We start from the raw sequence: 23,220 nt of genomic DNA, 5'->3' as shown, positions 1-23,220 counted from the left end.
CCCCGCCGCGGCGGACCCCGACCGGAGACGGACTTCAACGCGGGCAGTTCTGTCGGCCGCCGCTGGGCAGTTCTGTTGACCGCCAGCGGGCAGCTACATGGCCGCCACTGGGCAGGATCTCATGACCGCCGACACCTGGGTATCGGCGGCGTTTGTCCCTGGTCCCTATGGCGACGTGCCTCTAGATGCTGGCGCCCTGTTGGACGTCAAGTTGCTACGTAGCTTCGAGAGGCCAACTTGGGCCCTGGTGCCAACGATGCGGAACTACGACGACTCCGTGCCGCTGAATCGATACGTGAGATGAGAAGTGAGTCTCACCGATTATTTTGCGGGCTCCGACCCTTGAGAGGACGGAGCCATGTGAGAGCAGCCGCGAAAGCACGGTCACGGCGAATCGGCGTCGTCGATCTTGATTGGCGACGTTCCGGTCAGCTCCTCGAATCTGCCTGGCGCGGAGAATTGCTTCACGAGCCGCTCGACCCATGCGGGGGTGTACAGGTAGCCCTTGTAGCTGGTGAGGTACTCCGCGTAGCTGAGTCTCATGGTCCGATCAGGCTGGCCCTTGGGGGGCCGCACCCCGAGCGCCCGTGCGACCTCGGCGTGCATCGCGGCGGTGAATCTCAGCCCTGTCATGTCGCGCACATGGTCCACGACGTGGGACGGCCGGAAGCCGTGGCGTGCGACCGCACGATGCACCGTTACGGCAACATCCTCAGGAATCGGTTCTCAGCGGCCCGGTGGTGGCTCTGACGGTGAGGCTGACGGGGAATATGTCGTGGTGCGGCGGGCTGTCGGGTTGTTCGATACGGTCGACGAGGCGGCGGGCGGCTTGTTCGGCGATGGCCTTGCTGTCCTGGCGGACGGTAGTGAGGTTGATGGCCTGCCAGGCGGCCATGGGTATGTCGTCGAAGCCGAGGACCGAAAGGTCCTCGGGTGTCGACAGTCCGCTTCGCCAGGCTGCGTCGAGCACGCCGATGGCCATGACGTCGTTGCCGGCGATGATGGCGGTGGGCGGGTTGTCTGTCATCATCAGCCGTCTGCACATCGCGTAGCCCGTCTCGTGCCGGTACGGGCCGTGCATGACTCGGTCGGGCGGCAGCTCGGTCTGAAGGATTTCGAGCACGCCTCGCAGTCGGTCACGGGTGGTGGAGGTCTCCTTGGGGCCCATCGCGACTGCGATGTCGGTGTGGCCGAGCGCGACGAGGTGGCGCGCTGCTTCTCGCCCGGCGGCGACGTTGTCGGATTCGACGGTGTCGACGTCGAGGTTGGGCACGGACCGCACAGCGAGCACGAGCGGCATCCCGCTGGCGTGCAGAGCGCGTGGGGTCTCGCTGTCGATCGTGGCTGTGCTGATGAGCACGCCGTCGAGGGAGTCGTCGAACAGCTGCCGCATGCGCGACATGTCGGCGCGCCGGTGCAGCGGATCGACGATGAGCACGATCGCATAGCCGGCGGCGGTCAGCTCTCGGTGCATGTCCGACAGAAGGAGTGGATAGAAGGCGTTGTCGATGTCCTGCACCATGACGCCGACGACGCCACTTCGGCGCGCTCTGAGATTCTGGGCGCGTCTGCTTGGGACGTAGCCGAGCTGCTCTGCGGCGGCTTCGACTCGTTTTCGGGTGTCGCTGCTGATGCGCTGGTCGCCGTTAAGCACGCGGGAGACCGTGGACTGGTGCACGCCTGCTGCCGTGGCGACGTCGCGGCTGGTGACCCGCTGTCGCTGCTCGGCGCCGCTCGGCAAGTCGTGCTGCGGGGTCATATCGGCTCGTAAGTGTACACCGCTGCACCTATCGCAGCGAACTATGCACTGCTATATGCACATATTGGTGCTGTATTGCACGGAGAAGTTGCAGAAATACCGCCGTCAAGATGTTGTCAACGCGGCAGAGGTTGTCACTTGACACCACCGTTAGCCTGCGTATACGCTCGCGCGCCACGGTTGCGCATACGAATGCATAAAAATGTGTGCATCGGCGGCCGAAAACGATCAATTCCGGGGGAGGAATGCAACTACGAGACGCCAACCTCGGGCGGTACCTCAAGGAGCCGGAGCAGCAGTACTCCCAGATCGACGTGTCCGAGACGGTCCGCGAGGTCCTGGCGGACATCTCGACCAGCGGCATCGATGCGGTGCGCGGCTACAGCCGGCAATTCGACGAGTGGGATCCGCAGTCGTTTCGGGTCCACGCCGACGAAATCCGCGAGGCCCAGTCCGTTGTCGAACCGCATCTCGTCGCTCAGATCGACTTCGCTTTGGAGCGGATCCGATCGTTCGCGATGGCGCAGAAGGAGTGCATCCTGCCTTTGGAGCACACGGCGTGGCACGGGATGCGCCTGGGGCATCGGATCGTCCCGGTGAGCTCCGCGGGCTGTTATGTGCCCGGCGGGGTATATCCGCTCATCGCCTCTGCATTGATGACGATCGCCGTCGCCAAGGTCGCAGGCGTGGAACGCATCGTCGGGTGCGCGCCCGCCAAGCCCGGCCGGGGCGTTCATCCCGTCCAGCTGACTGCTATGTCGCGTGCGGGCGCGGACGAGATCTACGCCGTCGGCGGAATTCAGGCGCTTGCGGCGATGGCATACGGCGTCGAGGGATTCGGCGGGCCGGTGGACCTGCTGTGCGGCGCCGGTAACGCGTTCGTGGCCGAGGCCAAGCGCCAGCTGTTTGGCACGGTCGGCATCGATCTGCTGGCAGGCCCGACCGAAGTGCTGCTGATTGCCGACGACAGCGCCGATCCTGGGCTGTTGGCCTATGACCTGCTGGGCCAGGCCGAGCACGGCACCAACAGCCCCGCTGCGTTGGTCACCGTGAGCGAGACGGTCGGCACAGCGACGATCGGAGAGGTCGAGCGCCTGCTCGGATCCGGTTACCCGACAGCGGACGTGGCCGGAGCTGCGTGGCGCGACTACGGCTGCGTAGTGCTGTGCGACAACAGAGAAGCCGCGGTGGCCGTCGCTGACGACATGGCGCCCGAGCATCTCGAAGTGCATGCCGTCGATCTGGGGTGGTGGCATGACGAGCTGCGCAATTACGGCACGATCTTCTTGGGCAGCGACGCGACTGTCGCATACAGCGACAAGGCGATCGGCACCAACCACGTGCTGCCCACCCGAGCGGCAGCCCGCTACACGAGCGGGCTGTGGGTCGGCAGCTTCCTGAAGACCCCGACCTACCAATACGTCGACGACGCGGCCTGCGCCGAGGGCGTTGCGCTAGCAACCGCAGCGATCAGCGACGCGGAGGGAATGTTCGGGCACGCGCTGACGGCCACGGTACGCCTCGACCGTCTCGGCCTCGCCGGGGCCCAAGCGGCAAACGGCGCCGACGATCACATCTGAGGAGGCAACCCCTATGGGCCACACAACCGGACAACTCATCGCCCAAGCGCTCAAGAACTACGGCGTCCCTTATGTCACAGGGCTGCCGGGGCACGGCAACTGGAGTCTGCTGGACGCGTTCCTCGACGACGGTTGCCGGCTTCCGTTCGTCCAGGTGTTCCACGAGCAGTCTGCTGTCCACATCGCGGACGCCCACTACCGAGTGACCGGCCAGCCGATCGCGGCGACGGCCTCGATCGGGCCGGGCACGACCAACACAGTCATCGGCCTCGCGACCGCGTACGCGGACTCGACGTCACTGCTGCTGCTCACCGGATCGACAGCGACGCACATGCGCAACCACGGCGTGATGCAGGAACTGGACCGGTTCCACTCCCCGGACTTCCCCGCCGTGTCCGCAGCCGTCACGAAACGCAACTTCGAGATGGTCCGCGCAGAGGAGGCACCGTTCCTGATGCACCGCGCGTTCAACGCGATGCTCACCGGCCGCCGAGGCCCCGTGCATATCGAGATCCCCCTCGACGTGCAAGTCGAGTCCGCCGACGTCGAGGTATCCGAGCTCGAACGCAGGCTTCCCGTCGGACGCCCCCGCGCAGACCAGCACGCCATCGAAGCCGCGGTGCGACTGCTCACAGAAGCCCAGCGGCCGTGCATCGTCGCGGGAGGCGGCGCAGTCATGTCCGACGCCGCACCAGAGCTGGCATCACTCGTCGACGGACTCCGCATACCGGTCGTGTACACGTGGAACGGCAAGGGTGCGCTCCCCGACGATCATCAGCTGAACGCAGGCACCGCGGGCTGGCCCGGTTCGCTTCCCGGCAACACCGTCGCCGCGAACGCGGACGTGGTCCTGTCGCTGGGCTGCAAGTTCACCGACTGGTCCGCGTCGTCGTGGCGCAAAGGAGCGACCTTCTCGCTGCCGCCCGGCAGGCTCATCCAGGTCGACATCGACCCGGCAGAGATCGGCAAGAACTATCCCGCCGAGGTCGGCATCGTCGCCGATGTCAAGTCGGCGCTGGGCGACATGCTCGACGCGCTCTCACCAGCGGACCACCAGCGAGCCGCCGGGGATCGGGACGCTTACCACGGCGAGATCGCACGGCTCAAGGCCGACTGGGAGGAGGTGCTGCGGCCGCGTCGCTACCACGAGGGATCGCCGCTGACGATGCTGCGGGTGCTGCACGAACTGCGTCAGGCGCTGCCGCGCAACGGCATCGTGACCGTCGGTTCGGGGCATCCCCAGTCGTCGACCAAGCAGGCCTTCCCCATCTACGAGCCGCGCACCCACATCACCTCGGGCAGCTTTTCCCCCATGGGCTTCGCAGTGCCCGCGGCGATCGGCGCCAAGCTCGCGAAGCCCGACACCCCGGTGGTGTGCATCGTCGGCGACGGCGACTTCATGATGACGATGCAGGAACTGGCGATCTGCGCAATGCTCGACCTGCCGGTCGTGTTCGTGATCCTCAACAACAAGGGGTTCATCTCGATCCGCGACGGCCAGCTGGGTCTGATGACTCGCCAGATCGGCTCGGAGTTCAGCCACGTCTCAGGCGAGGAGTACTCGGTCGACTTCGAAGCTCTCGCACGCAGCTTCGGCTTCTCCCAAGTGAGCAAAGTCGACCGTCCCGACGATCTCGCCAAGGCCCTGCAGCGAGCAATCGAGTCGAACGAGCCGGCACTGGTTGAGACCATCATCACCCGTGACGCAGCGATCGCCGCAGCCGAGGTCGTCGGCTGGTGGGACTTTCCACTGCTGCCCACAGCGCCCGCGGAGGCCCGCGAGGACTACGCGGCGGCGCTGACCGAGGAGCAGCACCTCTGAGCTCTCTCCGCGTCCCGCCGCGCCCAGCTGCGACTGGCCGTCGCAGCCCTGCGGCCGGGCGCGCCGACGCGACACAGAGCCCGCGGCCCCCAGCGATCCGTCTTCCCACTGACAGGCGTCTCGCAGTGGTCGCCCTCGCCGGAGCCATCGCGTTCTACGTCGTCTACAAATCGGTCGGGATCGGGGACCGGTCGCTGCTGGTCCTGCTAAACGGGCTGACGTCAGCGGGCCTGTACTTCCTGCTGGCGAGCGGTTTCACGCTGGTGTTCGGCTTGGTGCGGGTGACCAACCTCGCGCACGGCGGCATCTACCTCATCGGCGGGTACATCGCGCTCACTGCACAGCGCACCACCGGCAATTGGCTCGCGAGCGCAGCAGCCGGGGCGGCGTTCTCCGCGGTGCTGAGCATCGCGCTGTACCTGGTGCTGCGCCGACTGCGCGGCGACGGCCTGCGCGAGACGATGTTCACGCTCGGCGCGGCGATCGTCATCGCAGACCAGGTGCTCGCACGCTGGGGAGGCGTCCCTTCGGACCTTGACCCACCCTCGCTGCTCAGCGGATCGATCGGTCTGCCCGGTTCGGACCTGCTGTACCCCAAGTTCCGGCTGGCGGTCGTGGGAGTCGCGCTCACCGTCGGCATTGCGCTGTGGGCGGTGATGCACCGCACCCGCTTCGGCACCACCATCCGCGCCAGTGTCGACGACCGCGACATGGTGTCGATCCTGGGCATACGCGTCGAGCTGGTGTTCGCCGCCGCTTTCGGGCTCGCCGGCGCGCTCGCGGGCATCGCAGGAGCCGCTGGGGGCACGTATCTGTCGCTCGCCCAGGGCGAGGACAACCGGATCCTGCTGGCGTCGCTGATCGTCGTCATCGCCGGCGGGCTCGGCAGCATCGGCGGTGCCGCCGCCGCATCGGTGATCGTCGGGCTCGTCGAGGCGTTCGCGCAGACCCACCACCCGATCCTGAGCGTGCTGATGACCTTCGGCACCTTGATCGCGATCCTGGCGCTGCGACCCAACGGCCTGTTCGGGAGACGAGCCGATGCGCGCCTCTAGCCGTACCGCAGCGACTCTGGGCATCGCCGCTGCAGCGATCGTGGCCCTGCCGGCGCTGGTGTCGGACTTCGTGCTGCTGCAGATCGTGATCAAGTCGCTGTGGCTGGGCATCGTGGGAGCCGGGCTCGCGTTCCTGATCGGCCAGGCTGGCGTGCTGTCCCTCGCCCAGACAGCGGTCTTCGGCACATCGGGCTACATCATGGCCATCTTGGTGCTCGATCACGGTTGGGGCACTTGGTGGGCCGTCGCCGTCGCTCTCGCCTCGGGCCCGGCGGCCGGATTCGTCGTCGGGGTCGTCAGCCGTCGCAGCTCAGGCCTGTACCTGATGATGCTCACGCTGGCGATCGGCGTGTTCGTGTTCTTCTTTGCTCAGCAGTACCAGCCGATCACACGTGGCCACACCGGATTCAACGGATTCGACGCGCCGATGCTGTTCGGCTTCGACCTCAACGAGCGACGGCCGTTGTTCTATGTGACCGCCATCGCTGCGGTCGCCGTCACAGCGCTGCTGCGATATGTGGCGCGCACCCCCGCAGGTCTCGCGTATCGAGGCCTGCGCGACAACCGGCACCGGCTGCAGGCCCTCGGGTACAGCACCGAGACGACGGTCGTGTCCGCGTTCGTCGTGGCAGGCGTCGCCGCCGGCCTCGGCGGTGTGATCTCGGTTTGGTACAACGGCGCCATCTCCCCAGGCTCGATCGACATCACGCGCACGATCGAGCTGCTGATCGTCGTGATGATTGGCGGGACGCTCCGCTTCGAAGGCGCCTACATCGGCGCTGTCGCGGTCACCCTGCTGCGCAACTACGCAAGCGACTTCACCAACCGCGCCGAGACCCTCGTCGGCGTCGCGTTCATGGCTGTCGTGTTGCTGTCCCGACACGGACTCACCGGAGTCCTGATCGGGTTCCGATCCCGAGCGCGACATGCGCTCAGGTTGGTCCGAGGCCATAGGCCGGCCCCGGACCAAGAAGTGGCTGGCCGACCAGTCGGTCGCCCCGGCCCATGACCGGCCTCGGCGGAATGCCGCGGCCAGCGAACAAGGAGGAAAACACATGCGAACCCCCAAGAGGAGGGCGCTCGGGCGTCTTCTGGCGGTCTTAGCCGCTGCGAGCCTATTTGCCGTCGGATGCGGTGACAATGGCGACTCGGCAGAACCGGCAGATGAGCCGGCGGCAACAGCGGCCGGCCAGGACGCTCCCGATAGCACCGAGGCCAGCGACGCGAGCGAATCCGACAGCGACCCCGAGCCGAGCAGCACAGACGACGACGCCCCCGGCACTGACCGGATCGTCATCGGCGCCATCTCGACACTGGACGGGCCGTTCGCGGCGCTCGGGGACTTCTCGATGCACGGCGTGAAACTCGCGTTGCTGGAGTACGGCGGCACGCTCGACGGAACCGCGACCCGCGACGGCGTCTCGGGAGCATCCGTGGCAGGGATTCCGATCGAACTTGTGATCGAAGGCTCCGACGCCACACCCGACGTCGCAGTCGAGGCGACCCGAAAGATGGTCGAGCAAGACGGCGCCAACATCGTCATCGGGCCACTGTCAGGCGACGAAGGCCTAGCACTTAAGGACTACATCCGAGAGCTGCCACACGTCACCCTGGTGAACGGAACCTCGGCGTCGCAGGATCTCACGCTTCGAGATCCCGCGGACAACGTGTTCCGCTTCGGAGGCGACGGCGCGATGTGGACCTTCGGTGTGGGCACCTACGCGTATGAGGAACTCGGCTATAGACGCATTGCGACGGTCGCCGAGGACTACTCGTACCCCTACGACCAGGTCGGCGCCGTGCTCACCGAGTTCTGCGCTTTGGGCGGCACCGTCGCCGAGCGGATCTGGGTGCCGCTGGGCACCCAGGACTACTCGTCGTTCGTCGCGCAGATCCCAAGCGACGTGGACGGTGTGTTCTTCGCGATGGGCGGCACTGACGCCATCAACTTCGTCAAGCAGTACGACGAGTTCACCGGACAGGCCATTCCCCTGATCGCCGGACCCACAGCGGTCGATCAGTCGGTGCTGTCCGAGCTCGGCTCCCGCGCAGAGGGACTGATCTCGTCCGGGCCGGTGGTCGACGATTCTGGACTGGCCGAGTTCGACGCCTTCGCGGAGTACCTCGACTCGGTGTTTCCCGGGCAGACGCCCAACATCTTCAACGTCTACTACTACGTGGCCATCAAGTCCGCGCTGCAGGCACTCGAAGAGGTGGGCGGCGACATCAACGACGACAGCCGGGCGTTCCAGGCAGCGCTCGCGCAGCAGAGCTGGGTGACCCCGATCGGACCGGTGTCGCTCGACGACAACCGCCAAGCCGTCGTGGACATGTACCTCCGCCGCGTCGAGAACGGCGCTCAGGGGACGATCGAGACGCTCCCGAAGGTCAACGCCACGCTCGGCTTCGACCGGGACGACTACATCGCCCAAGGAAGCTTCAGCCGCGAGAACCCGAGCTGCGGCTGACCTTGGAGCAACTGCGAGGCGTTCCCCGACATGAGACCTGCCCGACACGACCGATCCAGGTGTGCTCCCTCCCCACTCCGGGTCGAGAGCTTGTCACGGTCGTTCGGCGGCCTGCGCGCCGTCGACGATGTGAGCTTCGAGGTCGCTGTCGGGGAACGCCTCGCCGTACTCGGCCCTAACGGGGCCGGCAAGTCGACACTGTTCAACCTCGTCTGCGGGGACCTCGAAGCCGACTCGGGACGCATCATCCTGGCCGGCGAGGATGTGACCGTCTTGCAGCTTCACCACCGGGTGCGCCGAGGACTGGCGCGCACCTACCAGACGTCGTCGGTGTTCGACGGCCTGTCTGTCGCGGAGCACCTCATCCTCGCTCGTCGAGGCATCGAAGCTCACCGCCTGTCGCTGCGGTTCAGCCGAGCCGAGCGCCAGCGGATGCGCGAAGCGGCCGAGGATCTCGCCGGAACCGTCGGTCTGACGCACCGCATCGACGACATCGCGGAAGTGCTCAGCCACGGCGAGCGCCGTCAGCTCGAAGTTGCCATGGCGCTCGCCGCGCATCCGGTGGTGATCCTGCTTGACGAGCCCGCCGCGGGTCTGTCCGCAAGCGAGCGGTCGTTGCTCACCGAATTGCTGCTCGGCCTCGACGGGAGTGTCGCGCTCGTGCTCGTCGAGCACGACATGGAAGTCGCGCTCACCGTCGCCGATCGTGTCATCGTGCTCGAATCGGGGCGGATGATCGCCGCCGGCACTCCCGACGAGATCGAGGCCGACCCGTTGGTGCGCGCCGTGTACCTCGGCGAACAGCACGGCACACGAGCTGAGCCGTCGGCCAACTCCCATCATGGCGGGGCACCGTGAGCGCGCACGACACGCTCCTCGACGTCCGCATCGACTCGGCTGCATACGGCACGGCACAGGTCCTGCACGGCGTGCGCTTCGCGATGGGCCGAGAGCGCGTCGCAATCGTCGGACGAAACGGCATGGGCAAGACCACTCTGTGCAACGTGATCACCGGGATCCACCGCGATGCGCACGGCACGGTGCATCTCGACGGCCAGCAGATCCTGGGCAAGAAACCCGTGATGATCGGACGCGCCGGCATCGGGTACGTCCCCCAAGGCCGGAGAGTGTTCGCCAGTCTCACCGTCGACGAGCACTTCACCATGCTCGGCCCCAGGCAGGACCGAGACTGGCCCACCAGCGCGATCTACGACCTGTTCCCCCAGCTCGGCGAGCGAAGGCGCAGCCTCGGCCGAGACCTGTCCGGAGGCGAACAGCAGATGCTGGCAATCAGCAGAGCCGTCGCGACCGGGCCGGAGCTGCTGGTCATGGACGAGCCGTCCGAAGGCCTCGCACCCCTCGTCGTCGACGAACTGATCGACCAATGCGCGTCGTTGTTCAGAGACGCCGGGATCGGCATCCTCGTCATCGAGCAGAACCTCCACGCGGCGCTGCGCATCGCCGAACGGCTCCTAGTAATGGTGCGTGGCGAGACCCTCCTCGACATGACCAGCACCGAGTTCGCGCACAGAACCGACCTCCAAGAGACACATCTCGGGGTTAGCCGACCGGCCTGACGGGCACCGGCTCCGCAGCCGAGACTTCACTCAGTTCGCGTTCATTTGATCAGCCGGCATTGACACGCCGACTCTCTGGACCGCTGGGCCGGAGCCCCCAAGGGGCAAGGAACTCATAACCGTGAGCGCCGCGAGGGCGCTCAGGGCGCCCGAAAACGGTCATTTCGCGCCGAACATGACCCTCTGAGAGCGCATTTCTGCACTACCCACTTGGCCTCGGTGTGCCGTGCAGCGCTCTGACCGGGGGTTTTGGCTCTGCGGGGCCAATGTGGAGATTCGGCTAGAAGCATGTGGAGATTCACGGACCGGCCAAAATTTGCCCCGTCTGACCTGGGCCAACGCGACTGGCCAACACGCCACCAATCAGCAAGCCCCGGGAGCCCAGCTCCGGGGCTTGTTTCGCGCCGTTCAGTGCTCGCGTCGCACGCCCTTGAACGGCCCGCCAGATCGCTTCATCGCCATGAATCGGCCCGAGGACATGTCGCGCTTGGTCCAGTTGCCGTTCTTCGGATTCTGGAACTGACTGCGGCCTCTTATGGCACCGTTCCGGCCGCCGCCCTTTGCGCTGTTCTTGGCCATCGTGCCTCCCGGCTCCGTGAATTCAGTGTATTTCTCCACTCATCCGACTGATGTCGTCACCCACCCAATCCCGGGCCGATTCGGTCCACCTCACGTCGGCGTGCAATAGCAATCGACCCAGCCGTGGCAGCCAACCCCTGGACGCCGCAGCACGTCTGCGGCTCCGCGGGTTTGTTGTGACACCCCCGTGGCAGTATTCGCGACCTCACCCCGCAGCGTCTCCTGCGCCCCGCCCCCACCGAATCCCACCCGACCCGAGAGACCCGAACGTGTTCAGGCCATTCCGACATCAACAAGACAACTGCCTCGGACGGCTGTTGCGCAGCCCGGCACGCCATCGAAGCCCGATGCTGCGGCACGCAGGAGTCTCGACTCCGCGGGACATGACCCAACTTCGAGCACACTCCGAATTGGCTGGAGCTAACGAAATGTCTGAGAATCCGTCTGTCGCGGCGTCTCATCATGAGACGGTTACGCTGAACTTCGTGGCCCGTCTGAGCACCGATGTCGCGCGTGCGTCGTCGGCCATGAAGACACTGCTGGGATTCGCGGCTGCTCGTGAACAGCGAATGACGCGTATGAAGGTCGCGAAGCTCCTCTATCTGGCGGACCTGCGCTCGATCGAGCACGACGGCCGCTCTGGTTCAGGCGTGGTGTGGCTGTGGCAGAAACACGGACCGTTCACCGAAGACTTGTACCGCGTGGAGGAAGCATTGAAGACGGCGGGCGAGATCAGCGTCAAGCCAACCCTGAACCTGTTCGGCAGCCCGGAATTTCGTCTTACTGCCCCACCGCTCGTATTCGAGCAAGCCGAGCGCGCAGATCGCTTCGTTGAGCACCTCGACGCGATCCTGGCGGAATACGGGCACCTCAGCCCCACCCAGCTCAAGAACCTGACCTACGAGACCGCTCCCATGCAAGAGGCTCAAGACGGCGGGGAACGCAACGTCATCCTCGACCTCGACGAGACACCCACCGTCCCGGACGCATCCGCGACGCTGCGCCGCTTCCAGCGGATGCTCGACAGCCACACCGATGATGACGAGCCAGCGCCGCGCGGATGCAGCGAGAAGATCTTGGACCCATTGAGGGCTGCCCGAGGACGAGCGAACCGGCTCCTGCTCGACGAGACGCGTCGCGCTTGATCCAGTTGCCGTTCTTCGGATTCTGGAACTGACTGCGGCCTTTCACGGCACCGTTCCGGCCACCGCCCTTGTCGCCGTTCTTGGCCATCGTGTCTCCTGCTTCCGTGAACGCAGGGTATTCCTCGGCCCATTCAACCCCGTGAAGCTGAATCGTTGGCCCTGAAATGACTCAAGTTGACCGGGTATCGCCGTTCGTCCATCTCGTAGGAGTCTCGCGGCGCTATCTCAAGCCTCTGCTGGCGTCGAATCGCCTGAGTCCTCAGAGACCTCGGGTGTGATGCGTGCGACCGCAATCGTGATGTTGTCCTGGAGTCCCGCGAACCGGGCGGTGTCCATCAGCGTGTCTGCCGCGTCCGCGGCGGTGCCGCGTCGATCTGCCGGCAGCGCGAAGCCGAGGCTGTCGTCGTCTGGATCGTCGTTGAACCACTCCCGGCCATGAGCGCCCAGGATCGGGCCGAACAATCCGTCGGTGGCGAGCACGACCAGCAGGCCGCCGTTTTCGATCCAGCGATCCACACGCTCGCCGCGCACATCGTCACCGAGATGATCCACGTCACCGGGCGGCAGGTCGAAGCTGTCCTGGCCGGCGCGGGACATGCCGATGCAACGGCTGATGAACCCGAAAGGGTCGTTGTGCGGTGTGCTGTGCCAACCCGACCCGCCTCCGAGGGGAACCACGAATCCCATCGAGTCCCCGATCCACGACAGCAGCAACCCTCCTTCGGGTGTCCATGCTGCGACGACCAGCGTCGTGAGCGCGATCGCCGACGACACGCCCTCGTTGTGGGCGCGCATCTCTGGGCGCAGCGCCCACGCCGCAGCATTCGCCGCGTTGAACGCGGCGGTCATCTCGGCTACATCGGCGATGCGCTCGGGCAGCGTGTCGACTGCCGCTTGTGCGGCTTCATCCCCATACGGATGCCCGCCGAGTCCGTCTGCGACAGCGATCATCCACGATCCGTCAGGGTTCACGACAGCGCGGGCGCGGTCCTCCTGGCGGTCGCGGGGACCGATCTCGGTGCGGGTCGCGATGTCGGTGGTCAGGTCGGAGTTCATGTCCGGTGCCCATTTCGAGTGCTGTTGTGACCGTACCGAGGAGATGTGACAGCACACGAACGCATTTGCCCAACCGCCTCGCGAACTCCCGCGGCACCGACACCGCCAGTGGTGACGATTGGGTGTTGCAGGAGCACCTCGAGCAGCCTGAACGTTGCGGATACGAAACTGGCCAACGTCCCAACATCCCACCATCCGGCAAGGCCGATGCTCCTATGGTTCGTCACACCCTTCTCGTACGGTGAATCCCATGGATGTCGCCTACGTCGAGGACAAGTTCGCCGAGTTGCTGCTGCACGTCTCGTCTCGGTTGCAGGGCGACCGCGCTGGAGGCGCCACGAAGCTCAACAAGGTGCTGTTCTTCGTCGAGTTCACGCACTTGCGGCGACATCATCGAGTGGTGTCGGGTTGTCAGTTCCAGAAGCTTCCTCATGGACCGGCCCCGCATCAGCTCCTTCCGGTCCGGCGACGGCTGATTGACTCCGGCGCGGCCGAGTTGATCGAAGAGGATTTCCTCGGTCGCCCTCAGCACCGATTGGTGCCGAAGCGCGCAGCAGACCTGACCTGGTTCACCGCCGAGGAGATGCAGACCATCGAAGATGTGCTCGACCAGCCATAGGGGATGTCCGGAACTCAGGTCAGCGAGCTGTCTCATCAGGAGCCGGGCTGGCGACTGACCGAGATCGGCGAAACGATCCCGTTTTCGACGGCGTTTCTCGACTTCCCGCAGGCTGCGACCCCAACCAGTGAGCGGCTATCCAGATCGGTGGCGGAGCGATACGGGCTTGCAACGGCTGGTTGATGTTCGAGGTTCGTGTCGGCGAGGCTGCAGTCGAGAAGATCACGAGCACGTACGGCCCCGAACGAAGCGCCACCGGACGGCCGTCGGAGTGGGACTTCTGGTCCGGGCCGCCCGCTGCCGCACTCATCGGATTTCGGGACTTCGGAAACCTGCTCTTCGACTTCCACTCGGAGATCCGCACCCTCCACATTGTTGACCCGGTCTTTGGCGCTCTGGTTTTTGCTGGGGTGCTCGTGGAGCCAGGTGTGGTCGAGATCGCCGACTACGAGGTCGATCCTGGCTACTGGGACATGATCGAGGACGACCCGAACGACTGAACCACGAACTCCGGCCACGATCCGCCGCGAGCTCGAACGACCGATCATCACCGACCTGCTCGACATCAACACCAACCGGCAGCACGAATCCGACATCACGCCGCCACCGAACCCAGGGACCCCTAGAGCCTTCACGAAACCCGGGGTGATTCAGTGGTCGAGCGGATCGTGCACCTGCGCCAGAGCTACCACTTCGGTCCCGCGCGGATCGCGATGTACCTCAAGCGTTACCACGACGTCGAGAACTCCTCCTCAGGAGTGTGGCGGATCCTGCACCGGCTGGGGCTCGGCCGCCTGCCGGCCAACCAGCGCTACCAGCGCCGCGCCCAGCGATGGAAGCGGTATGAGAAACAGCGACCGGGCCACCGGGTCCAGATCGACGTCGGCCACGTCTACATCAAGCCCGCCACGCCCAGGCTCAACGGCAAGGTAGAGCGCTCCCACCGCATCGACGCCGAGGAGTCCTACCGGCTGCTCGAAGGCGTCACCATCGACGACACCGACATGTTCAACGACCGGCTCCGCGAATGGGAGGACTACTACAACTTCGAACGACCCCACGGCGGACTCGACGGCCAGACCCCCTATGAAAGACTCAAACAGAAAACCAGCCAACCCTGATGTCAACCGCCTACGTCAGCAGCACAGCTAGTCTCCGAATGGCAGCCTCGACTGCGATTGGAACTATTGGTGTGGTCACGACAGCGACGATTGTTCATTGCTGTGGGCATTGCGTCGTTGATGATCGTGTCCGGTTGCCAGGGTGCAGTGGATGAGCCCGTTGTTTCCGCTCCGGTGCCGACCGAGGCTGCAAGCAGCGCGACGACGAATGTTCCGGTGAGCGTCACGCGTCCCGACGACACCGAAGCGGCCGAGCCAAGCACTACCACCATCGCAGCAAGCACCACGATGCCTGTAGCGCCTACGACGACCGTGTCGGAGGTGGAGGATGCCGTCGAGCCTGAAGCTGACAAATCAGACGATGCCGAGGATGGCGTTGCCGCCGAATCAGAGCCTGTAACCGAGCTACCTGCTGAGCCGCCGCCGCTTTGCCACGAGTTGGAGTTCGATCCTGCTGATGCCGCCGATTTCCAGCCGGTCGACTTGTCGTACTACTCACCTCTAAGGGCATCAGATGAGAACTATGAAATTGTCGCGGCAACCTCTCCCCATCCCTTCTATGCCAGCGAGGCAGCACACGACCGGGATGGATACTGGCGAGTCCGGCAGGAAGCATACGAGCCACAAACGCTCATTATTGACATTACGGATTCTGCAGGCCGCAAGGTGCAGCACTCACTGCCGTTGGACCCTCCAGAGGCTCTTCCGTATCCGTTGCACTATGCCGTAATCCCGGAAGCGCTCATCATCGGTCCGACGGGCTGGATGTTCGCCGCGAGCGGCATCACCTATCTGAGGATACGAGAACTCATTCCCGGCGACTTTGACGAACGCGGCCAAAGTATTAGCTATGTCAGCGATTGGGTATGGGATCAACCTAGCCACGAAACAGAAGGCCTCTACCCAACGCTATTAGTGGACGGCGGCCACGACGCCTTCACTTGCTTCGTATCTTTTGAAGACCTTGGGATTACGCAATTCGACTGGTATCGCTACGGCACGCGCAGCATGAAGGGTTATCTGAGCCCGGACGAGTACCGTGGTCTCTTTTGGCATTCAGAATGGGACGGCACGCCCGTACGATCTGACTTACCTGAATTCTCAGGAGCCTGCTGCAAACTCTTCGGCCTCAGCACAGGATATGCGCTAACCACAAGCGGAGTGCCAGGTGGGTATGGCCCACGGGCCGAATGGCCTCCAAAACTGTTCTACTCATCGGACGGAATCCAATGGCTAGAGATTGCGCTTCCGAGCAACGACTTGGCTTCCGAAGGTGACTATCGAGCGTGGGTGTGCCAAGTCGAATCGAGTGGTGCAGAAGTTCGAATTCTCGAAGGACGGGATTTCTCCATCGACGCGTGGAATCCTTGCAACAAAACCCGCGAATGGACAGCCGACGATGACTTCGGAAATTGGCGACTACAAGAGCCAGGGTCGTGAATCTGCAGCTTCGCAGCAGCCTCCAGCACCCAGGTGAGATCGTCGCTGTCGGTGATTGTGATGCTCATTGGACGGGGACGCTCGCGAAAGTGGTGATCCGGAGCGCATCAGATCGGTTCGGGCCATTTGAGTAGCAAGTCACGGAATCCGCGAGCCGCTGCAGCTGACCACGCGATGCGTCAGCTTCCGATAGTGCGCGCAGCTTGTGGGTTGCGCGCAAGGTCTCTATTGGGCCGATTTCTTGGGCTTTGGCCCGCTCGGGACGCGATTTGGGCCTCTTGAACTCCGCTTAACGGGCTCTTCGGATTTCAGTGGAGTGTGATGGTGTCGAGGAGTGTCCAGTCGGGTTTGCCGGCGTAGAGGAGTGATCGGATCCGGTAGTGCCGGAACTGGCGGAACCCGAATGCTGCTCGCTTGACGCGTTTGACGAGGTTGTTGATGGCTTCAGCGGGGCCGTTGGAGGCTCGGGCTTGGTGCCGGTTGACGATCTGGGTGTGCCACCTGTTGAGTGTGCGGCCCAGGGATCGGACCTCTGGTGGGAACTCGTTGTCTTGGAGGTCCCCGGCGAGTGCTGCGAGGTATCGGTTGGCGGTCCGCGCGTTGGGAATGTCGTAGAAGAACCGGACCGCCTCTTTCGCGTGCCAGGCGTAGGCGACCTCGCCCCGAGGGTCGCCGGCACTCATCGAGCTTGGAGTTCGCGTGCTTGACCACATGGAACGGATCGGCGACCTGTTCGGCGTCGGGAAGCATCGTGGAGAGTGTCAGATCCTCTGTGTAAGGGGGTTGGTCTGAGAGTGTCGTGTCGGTGATGGATGCCGAGGCGACAGGAAGGACCGCAATGACTGAGAATTATCGAGAGAGGCTGCCGGCGAGGCCGGCGGCGGACACGACGCCGCTGGTGCCTGAGGGGGCGCTGGACGCGGTGATGGAACGCGTCCGCGCCGAGGGCGCCGAGCTGCTGGGCGCGGACGGGCTTTTGACCCAGCTCACCAAGGCGGTGCTCGAGCGGGCGCTCGCGGAGGAGCTGACCGATCATCTGGGCTATGAGAAGGGCGACCCTGCGGGAGCGGGGTCGGGCAACTCGCGCAACGGCGTCACGCCCAAGCGGGTGCACACCGGCGTCGGCACCGTGGATGTGGACGCTCCCCGGGACCGCAACGGCTCCTTTGAGCCTCGGATCGTGCCCAAGGGAACATCGCGCCTGGAAGGGTTCGACGACAAGATCATCGCCTTGTACGCCAGGGGCATGACCGTGCGCGACGTGGCGGCCCATCTGGCCGAGATCTACGGCGTGGAGGTGTCCCATGACCTGATCAGCCGTGTCACCGACGGGGTGCTCGACGAGCTCGCGGCGTGGCGCAGCCGGCCCCTCGATGCTGTCTATCCGATCATCTTCATCGACGCGCTGAACGTGAAGATCCGCGACGGCCACGTCGCCAACCGGCCCGCCTATCTCGCCGTGGGCGTCGATCTCGACGGCCGCAAGCATGTGCTGGGCATCTGGATCGGCGACAGCGACGGCGAGGGCGCCAAGTACTGGCTGGGGGTGCTCACCGAGCTGCGCAACCGAGGCGTCCAAGACGTGCTGATCGTGTGCTGCGACGGCCTGCGAGGCCTCCCCGACGCGATCGAGGCGACCTGGCCCGCGGCCACCGTGCAGACCTGCGTGGTGCACCTGCTTCGAGCCTCGCACCGCTACGTCACCTGGAACGACCGCAAACAAGTCGCCAAGGAACTGCGGCCCGTGTACGCCGCCGTCGACGCCCAAGCCGCCGAGGCGGCGCTCGATGAGTTCGAAGCCGGCATCGGCGCCAGATACCCCGCCGTGGTCAGCCTGTGGCGGTCGAGCTGGGAACAGTTCATCCCGTTCCTGGACTACCCCCCAGAAGCCCGCCGGGTCATCTACACCACCAACATGATCGAGTCCATCAACCGCCAGCTCAGAAAGGTCACCAAGAACCGAGGGCACTTCCCCAACGAGCAAGCCGCCCTCAAACTGCTCTACCTCGCCGTGAGGAACATCACCACCAACAGAGGAGGACCACAAGGAACAGGAACCATCGGATGGAAACGCTGCTTGAACCAGCTCGCCGTCCGCTACCCAGGACGACTCCCGCTCACCTAAAATGACCAACCGACCGGCCCGCTTACACAGAACATCGGACACTCCCGCATCGTGTCGAACGCCGCCCGATACGGCCCCGACAGATCCATGACCGCCCACCCGATCCCCGCCAGCCAGCCGGGGTCCCGTGCTGCGAGCCAGCGGGCCGGGGCCCCAGCGTCACGTCCTTCGACGACCCCGAGCAACTGGCCCGATCTGGCGTCGACGATCTGGGTTGACCACCGCTGGACCCGCCAGCGCCATTCGCGCATGAACAGGGTCTCGTCGAGCGACAACGCCCGAACCGCCCCGATCCGGTCGTTGTCGGCACCCACGAGCGCTTCGCCGTAAGCGACCACGGCGTCGTTGACCGTGCGCCAGTGCGTCCCCAGCGCGTCGGCGACCTCGCTGACCCAGCGGCCCCAGCGGCCGACCTGCTCAGTCGCCCAGCGAGCCGCTCGGGCCCTCAACCGGTGACCGGCCGGCGCGACCGCGAGATGCTCAACGGTCCACGAACCGATCCCGCGCCCAAGCACCGGGCAGCGCCAACGGGTCCGGATCACCCGCAGCACCACGCGCTGATCGAACGCCGGGAGATCCACCAGATCGACCTCGCGACGATCCTTCACCCACGCGGCGGCTCCGCACCCTGCACAGCTCGGACGCTCTTCGCGAACCGCGACCACAACCACCAGCCACCCCCGCACCAACTCATCGACGCCGACCACATCGACATCAGGCAACCCGACCAACAGCTCACACATACGCGCAGGATCAATCTCCACGAGGACTCCACAGACTCGACGGCGCAACAAATCACCGATTCTTGGAGTCCTCGTCTCGCGTACCGAGGAACCTCCCGCCTAACCCAAACCCCGCTCAGATCCGAAGAGCCGGTAATCGTCGCGGCCGCCGAGGCAGCTCAGGGGCCCAGAGCGGTGAGGGGGGCCACACTCACGCCGTCGGGACGGGTGTAGGAGTAGCCGGTCGGCGTGATGACCAATAGCGCGGCGAGCGGTCCGGCTCTGGAGGTGTCCACGGCGGCGGCGACGCGACGCAGTGACCGGGCCGCGGCGTCGACGGCGTCAGGAGTGTGGGACAGCTTCACCTCCACCGCCATCCACTCGCCGGTGTAGCGGCGCCGGATGATGGCGTCGGCCTCGAGACCGTTGTCGAGGCGGTGGTGGTAGAGGTCGCACTCGTGGGCGTCTGCGTAGACGCGCAGGTCGCGCACGGCCAGCGACTCGAACAGCAAGCCGCAGGCCTCCAGATCGGCGGTGAGCGCGTCGGGGCCTGCCCGCAGGGCCGCAGCAGCCAGCGACGGGTCGACGAAGTGCCTCTTGGGAGACTTCGTTAACCGGGCGCGCGAACGCAGATGGGTGGGCCAGGCGGGCAGATCCTCGGCAATGAACAGCCGGGTCAGAGCATCGAGGTAGGCGCGCACGGTCTGGTGGTTCAGCGGCCTGTCGTTGTCGGCGTCGTAGGCCAGGCGGGAGTTGGGAGCCGTTGTAGCGGTGTTGCGTGCCAGCGAGATGAGCAGCTTCTCGACCAGCACCGGATCGCGTCGGCGCCCCGAACCGATGTCGAGGTCCAAGCGCCGCACCTCGTCGAGGTACTCGCGAAGTCTTCGCTGGGCCACCTCCGGAGACTGGTCGAGGAGCCACGGCCATCCGCCCACACAGAGGGCTTCGAGCACGTCGCGAAACTCGGCCTCGCTGGTCCCTGCAGGGGCTGGCTCACCGCCCAGCAGGCCGCCTAGGGACACCAGTCCGCTTGACATGCCAGACTCCAGCAGGGACATCGGACGCAGCCTCGCCCTCGCCACGCGGCCTGCGCCGGAGTGGCGCACGATGTCGTCGACCGGAGCCGCCGATCCCGTCAGCAGGAACCTGCCTGGCTCGCCCGACCGGTCGCATGCGTGGCGGACGTGGTTCCAGATCTCGGGAGCGAGCTGCCACTCGTCGAGCAGCCTCGGAGCCTCACCTCGAAGGACGGCCTCCGGGCTCACAGTGGCGAGCCGTCGTGCCGCCGCGTCGCCGTCGAAGCGGACAGAGCTGCGGGCGTGGCGCAGAGCGGTCCACGTCTTGCCGCATCCCTTCGGCCCCTCTATCAGCACTGCGGCCACCGAGTCCAGGCACTCGGTGACTCGGGCATCGGCCACGCGTGGCCGATAGCCGCTCGGCATGAGCGTCCGGTTGCGGGGTGCGTGAGGGGCGCTCACTGTGTCTCTCCGGCAGTCGACATATGGATGTAGCGATTCCAGTCCAGCGGGCGTAGCGATCACGTTGACGTGAGTGTAGCAATCGCGTTGATGTGAGCGTAGTGATTCCCCACGGTCTGACGAACGAAAACCCCACCGAGCTACTGCTCAGCAGGGCTTTCAACCCGGCCCTGCTCTGCGGGGGCGCCAGCGGATAGGCGGCTCGGCCTGCCGGGGCCCCTTGCTGCTCAGTTCTCTGTGCAGAAATACCCGCACAGAGGGCAAATTTGCACACAGAAAGCGTTCCAGTTATTGCCCGAGCCGTGACCTCTCCTCGTGGCCACTCAAACAAGAGAATCAATGCCCTATCGGCTATCGCAATTCCGACCGTATTCGGACTACGTATGAAACGACAATTCGAGCCTTCGCGGTTTTGTGGAATTGAGCGGCTGAGGGTCCCTGTGCAGGGGTCGAGGCCCTGCTGGGATCGGTGACGGCGCGGCTGGCGCGCTGGATCGTGGCCGACGCGCAGGTGATGACGCTCGCCTCGGCGGCGCGCCGGCACCAGGTGGGCTGGCATATGGTCAACGCCCTGGTGGGCGCCTGGGCCGGGCTGTGGGCGAGCGTCGCCGCGCCGAGCGCTGCTGGTCGATGAGACCTCGATCCGCAAGCGGCATCGCTATGTGACCGTGATCATCAACGCCGACACGGCCGCATCCCGCCGGGCGTCACCCCGGCGTTCGACCCTGACGTGTTCAGAGCCCGGTTCGTGCTGGGGCGCCGGCCCGACACCCTCACCGACGCGGACCGCCGCCAGCCCGACGCGCTGTTCGACACACATCCTTCGCCCAAATCAATGTGGAGATCGCGACGAGGGCCAAAATCCACCCCATCTGACCTGGGCAAACGGAACTGGCCAACATCCCACCAGGTCTCGTAGCCACCAAAATCCCCGTCTGTTGCCATCTAGGCGAAATCGGGGTCTTGGGGGCTGATTTTGGCGCTTCGGGCGCGCTCTTGTTGATGGACCCACTGGCATCCGGGAGGCCCCTACACGCGGTCGCCCGGCGGGTGGCCGCGCAGCGTGAGCCTCGACTCGGGCAGAATGTTCACGGTGTGGGTGTGCTTCAGCGAGCCCGTCACCGAGATGGTCATCAACGACGACTACCGGGGGACGCTGATTATTGTCGACGACGACGGTCCCGATGTCCCGCAGACCCACGACGGCGACCAGGACAACACCTACTCCCACCAGTACCTGTTCGTGGTGCCGTCATGTCGATGAGCACGCCGCTCACGGTCATCGTGAGAGCCGCGGCTGCGCTGCTCGCGGTTCTGGTCGTAGCCGGGTGTGCTCCGAGCGACCCTGCCCGAGCAGTGGCGGCGGACGAGCTGACCGCTCCGCCGGAATGGGCTGAGCAGGCGCGCGGCGAGCTGCGCACCGACTTCCTGTGCACCGGAACGGGCTGCACGTCGTACAGGGTCGAGTGGTCGGCGCAGGACCCGCCCGAGGCGGAGGACTTGCGGTCGGCGGCAACCGGCGCCGGCTGGGACCGCATCGACATCGACGAGCCGTGCCCGCCGCCGCCGCCCGACACCGAGCCGGGCCCCTACTGCACGCTCACCGCCACGAGCGGCGACGTGGCCCTGACCCTGTGGACTTCATATGTACCCCGCAAGGATCCACCCTGGCGCATCACCCTGCTCGCCGAGTGAGCGGGTGATGTAGCCGCCCCGAAAGGGATCGTTGACGTTCACCGGCCCGTCGACGAGTTCGGCGAAGCACGCCCGCATGCCCTCGATCCAGGTCCGCGGGCAGGTTCCGTCGCCGTTGCTCAGACAGATCCACGGCCGCTCCTTGCCGTGGTCGGGTCCGACGGGCGGCCCGCTCGCGGCCATCGTGTGGCAGTCGACACCCAGGGGCCACCGGCCGCTCCGTCCCAGCTCGCTGAGCTGGTCGTGATAGGGGCTGTGGTAGGCGCCCAGGAGTCGCTCGACTTCGGATTCGCTCAGCGGCCGACGGTAGACGGGCACCTTCCAGCAGGTATGGGTCTTGACGACCGCGACCAGCACATCGGTGGCAATCCGTGACGCCTCCACCGAAACCTCGCCTTGCAGCGAGCAGTGGATGCGGGGCGCGTCCACCGCTGCCATCGGTGACGAGTTCCGCAGGCGTAGCAGCACTTGCAGGATCGTGGGCGGAATGCGTTCGCTGTCGGGCGAGCCGATCGCCAGCCACGGCTCGGAGGACCGGAACACGATCGTCGGAGCCACGCTGGCCCACGGCACGGCGTTCGGGCGCAGGTAATACGGATGCGTCACGTTCTCGATCGACTGCGTCAGCGCCACGACGTTGCCGTGCGCGTCCATGACCGACAGGTGAGTGGTCTCGCCGTGCCCGAAGCGCTGCGCCACCCCGCTGGCAACCTCGACCAAGCGGTTGACGAACGCGGCGAAGTCCATGCCCACATGGGCGGCGCCCATCAGGTACGACCCGTGCTCGCCGAGGCTCGGCAGGCTGTTGACCTCGAGCACGTAGATGTTGTCGTCGTCGTCCACTCTCATGTCGACGCGGGCGCAGTCGAACAGTCCCAGCACCGAGAACGAGCGGAGGGCGATGTCCTGGGCCTGCTGGGAGAGCTCATCGGATACGCCACGCCGCCGCCCGCCCCTTCGCCTGAGTGCGGATCAGCCA

At 65.5% G+C, this 23,220-nt stretch carries 23 protein-coding genes and 3 pseudogenes; 16 read left to right on the top strand and 10 right to left on the bottom strand.

Annotated elements, in window-relative coordinates:
• Window positions 1–384: 384 nt before the first annotated feature.
• Together ACOCMM_RS18600 and ACOCMM_RS18595 are read right to left on the bottom strand one after the other, a co-directional pair.
• Entirely contained in the window at window positions 385–696 is a 312-nt protein-coding gene (locus ACOCMM_RS18600; protein ID WP_419554622.1) for a hypothetical protein, read from the bottom strand.
• Between the two features lie 16 nt (window positions 697–712).
• Window positions 713–1,759, bottom strand: a complete 1,047-nt coding sequence (locus tag ACOCMM_RS18595; protein ID WP_419554621.1) for a LacI family DNA-binding transcriptional regulator — start codon at window positions 1,757–1,759, stop codon at window positions 713–715.
• A 245-nt stretch (window positions 1,760–2,004) separates the two neighbouring features.
• On the opposite strand from ACOCMM_RS18595, the gene hisD reads away from it, so the two are divergent.
• The 7 genes from hisD to ACOCMM_RS18560 all read left to right on the top strand — a co-directional run bounded on the left by hisD (window position 2,005) and on the right by ACOCMM_RS18560 (window position 10,261).
• On the top strand, window positions 2,005–3,339 hold the full coding sequence (hisD, locus tag ACOCMM_RS18590) for a histidinol dehydrogenase (protein ID WP_419554620.1): 1,335 nt from the start codon (window positions 2,005–2,007) through the stop codon (window positions 3,337–3,339).
• Between the two features lie 13 nt (window positions 3,340–3,352).
• A complete protein-coding gene (locus ACOCMM_RS18585; protein ID WP_419554619.1) occupies window positions 3,353–5,161 on the top strand; it encodes a thiamine pyrophosphate-binding protein in 1,809 nt (602 codons plus the stop codon).
• A 125-nt stretch (window positions 5,162–5,286) separates the two neighbouring features.
• Window positions 5,287–6,216 (top strand): branched-chain amino acid ABC transporter permease, encoded by a 930-nt coding sequence (locus ACOCMM_RS18580; protein ID WP_419554618.1) that lies wholly within the window; start codon window positions 5,287–5,289, stop codon window positions 6,214–6,216.
• Window positions 6,203–7,225 (top strand): branched-chain amino acid ABC transporter permease, encoded by a 1,023-nt coding sequence (locus ACOCMM_RS18575; RefSeq protein ID WP_419554617.1) that lies wholly within the window; start codon window positions 6,203–6,205, stop codon window positions 7,223–7,225. Before ACOCMM_RS18580 ends, ACOCMM_RS18575 begins: the two co-directional genes overlap by 14 nt.
• Before the next feature lie 46 nt (window positions 7,226–7,271).
• Window positions 7,272–8,684, top strand: a complete 1,413-nt coding sequence (locus ACOCMM_RS18570) for an ABC transporter substrate-binding protein (RefSeq protein WP_419554616.1) — start codon at window positions 7,272–7,274, stop codon at window positions 8,682–8,684.
• 90 nt (window positions 8,685–8,774) lie between these two features.
• Window positions 8,775–9,542, top strand: a complete 768-nt coding sequence (locus tag ACOCMM_RS18565) for an ABC transporter ATP-binding protein (RefSeq protein ID WP_419554615.1) — start codon at window positions 8,775–8,777, stop codon at window positions 9,540–9,542.
• A complete protein-coding gene (locus ACOCMM_RS18560; RefSeq protein WP_419554614.1) occupies window positions 9,539–10,261 on the top strand; it encodes an ABC transporter ATP-binding protein in 723 nt (240 codons plus the stop codon). The genes ACOCMM_RS18565 and ACOCMM_RS18560 overlap by 4 nt, the downstream gene beginning before the upstream one ends.
• Window positions 10,262–10,669: 408 nt before the next feature.
• On the opposite strand, the gene ACOCMM_RS18555 is transcribed toward ACOCMM_RS18560, so the two are convergent.
• Entirely contained in the window at window positions 10,670–10,840 is a 171-nt protein-coding gene (locus ACOCMM_RS18555; RefSeq protein ID WP_419554613.1) for a hypothetical protein, read from the bottom strand.
• Between the two features lie 485 nt (window positions 10,841–11,325).
• Here ACOCMM_RS18555 and ACOCMM_RS18550 point away from each other — a divergent pair, with 485 nt between their 5' ends.
• A complete protein-coding gene (locus tag ACOCMM_RS18550; protein ID WP_419554612.1) occupies window positions 11,326–11,985 on the top strand; it encodes a Panacea domain-containing protein in 660 nt (219 codons plus the stop codon).
• 225 nt (window positions 11,986–12,210) lie between these two features.
• On the opposite strand, the gene ACOCMM_RS18545 is transcribed toward ACOCMM_RS18550, so the two are convergent.
• Window positions 12,211–13,041: a PP2C family protein-serine/threonine phosphatase gene (locus ACOCMM_RS18545; RefSeq protein WP_419554611.1), complete on the bottom strand. Its 831-nt coding sequence runs from the start codon at window positions 13,039–13,041 to the stop codon at window positions 12,211–12,213.
• Window positions 13,042–13,291: 250 nt separating this feature from the next.
• On the opposite strand from ACOCMM_RS18545, the gene ACOCMM_RS18540 reads away from it, so the two are divergent.
• From ACOCMM_RS18540 to ACOCMM_RS18525, 4 genes and pseudogenes are all read left to right on the top strand, one after another.
• The gene (locus ACOCMM_RS18540; RefSeq protein ID WP_419554610.1) at window positions 13,292–13,660 is read left to right on the top strand and encodes a Panacea domain-containing protein; all 369 of its coding nucleotides are present in this window, start codon (window positions 13,292–13,294) and stop codon (window positions 13,658–13,660) included.
• A gap of 182 nt (window positions 13,661–13,842) precedes the next feature.
• A complete protein-coding gene (locus ACOCMM_RS18535) occupies window positions 13,843–14,160 on the top strand; it encodes a hypothetical protein (protein ID WP_419554609.1) in 318 nt (105 codons plus the stop codon).
• A gap of 153 nt (window positions 14,161–14,313) precedes the next feature.
• Window positions 14,314–14,781 (top strand): annotated as a pseudogene (locus tag ACOCMM_RS18530) (integrase core domain-containing protein); the annotation flags it as partial.
• A gap of 102 nt (window positions 14,782–14,883) precedes the next feature.
• Entirely contained in the window at window positions 14,884–16,221 is a 1,338-nt protein-coding gene (locus ACOCMM_RS18525; protein ID WP_419554608.1) for a hypothetical protein, read from the top strand.
• Between the two features lie 308 nt (window positions 16,222–16,529).
• Here ACOCMM_RS18525 and ACOCMM_RS18520 read toward each other — a convergent pair whose 3' ends face one another.
• The gene (locus tag ACOCMM_RS18520; RefSeq protein ID WP_419554607.1) at window positions 16,530–16,904 is read right to left on the bottom strand and encodes a transposase; all 375 of its coding nucleotides are present in this window, start codon (window positions 16,902–16,904) and stop codon (window positions 16,530–16,532) included.
• 22 nt (window positions 16,905–16,926) lie between these two features.
• Window positions 16,927–16,971: pseudogene (locus ACOCMM_RS18515) on the bottom strand (hypothetical protein); the annotation flags it as partial.
• Between the two features lie 88 nt (window positions 16,972–17,059).
• On the opposite strand from ACOCMM_RS18515, the gene ACOCMM_RS18510 reads away from it, so the two are divergent.
• Entirely contained in the window at window positions 17,060–18,346 is a 1,287-nt protein-coding gene (locus ACOCMM_RS18510) for an IS256 family transposase (protein ID WP_419554606.1), read from the top strand.
• On the opposite strand, the gene ACOCMM_RS18505 is transcribed toward ACOCMM_RS18510, so the two are convergent.
• A complete protein-coding gene (locus tag ACOCMM_RS18505) occupies window positions 18,343–19,089 on the bottom strand; it encodes a hypothetical protein (protein WP_419554605.1) in 747 nt (248 codons plus the stop codon). The two genes, ACOCMM_RS18510 and ACOCMM_RS18505, sit on opposite strands and share 4 nt — an antisense overlap.
• 158 nt (window positions 19,090–19,247) lie before the next feature.
• Entirely contained in the window at window positions 19,248–20,546 is a 1,299-nt protein-coding gene (locus ACOCMM_RS18500; RefSeq protein ID WP_419554604.1) for an ATP-binding protein, read from the bottom strand.
• A gap of 469 nt (window positions 20,547–21,015) precedes the next feature.
• Between ACOCMM_RS18500 and ACOCMM_RS18495 the strand changes: the two genes are divergently transcribed.
• The 3 genes from ACOCMM_RS18495 to ACOCMM_RS18485 all read left to right on the top strand — a co-directional run bounded on the left by ACOCMM_RS18495 (window position 21,016) and on the right by ACOCMM_RS18485 (window position 22,241).
• A complete protein-coding gene (locus tag ACOCMM_RS18495) occupies window positions 21,016–21,180 on the top strand; it encodes a hypothetical protein (RefSeq protein ID WP_419554603.1) in 165 nt (54 codons plus the stop codon).
• Between the two features lie 429 nt (window positions 21,181–21,609).
• Window positions 21,610–21,810, top strand: a complete 201-nt coding sequence (locus ACOCMM_RS18490; protein WP_419554602.1) for a hypothetical protein — start codon at window positions 21,610–21,612, stop codon at window positions 21,808–21,810.
• A complete protein-coding gene (locus ACOCMM_RS18485) occupies window positions 21,807–22,241 on the top strand; it encodes a hypothetical protein (protein ID WP_419554601.1) in 435 nt (144 codons plus the stop codon). Before ACOCMM_RS18490 ends, ACOCMM_RS18485 begins: the two co-directional genes overlap by 4 nt.
• Here the strand turns inward: ACOCMM_RS18485 and ACOCMM_RS18480 are convergent.
• Together ACOCMM_RS18480 and ACOCMM_RS18475 are read right to left on the bottom strand one after the other, a co-directional pair.
• Window positions 22,188–22,895, bottom strand: coding sequence for an N-formylglutamate amidohydrolase (locus tag ACOCMM_RS18480; RefSeq protein WP_419554911.1), 708 nt, complete (start codon window positions 22,893–22,895; stop codon window positions 22,188–22,190). The two genes, ACOCMM_RS18485 and ACOCMM_RS18480, sit on opposite strands and share 54 nt — an antisense overlap.
• 69 nt (window positions 22,896–22,964) lie before the next feature.
• Window positions 22,965–23,165: pseudogene (locus ACOCMM_RS18475) on the bottom strand (D-alanine--D-alanine ligase); the annotation flags it as partial.
• Between the last annotated feature and the right edge of the window lie 55 nt (window positions 23,166–23,220).

It is taken from the genome of Candidatus Poriferisodalis sp. (genome assembly GCF_965198245.1).
Taxonomy (GTDB): Bacteria; Actinomycetota; Acidimicrobiia; order Acidimicrobiales; family Poriferisodalaceae; genus Poriferisodalis.
Note: the sequence above shows the minus strand (reverse complement) of the source record. Positions and strands in the feature narration are given on the sequence as shown.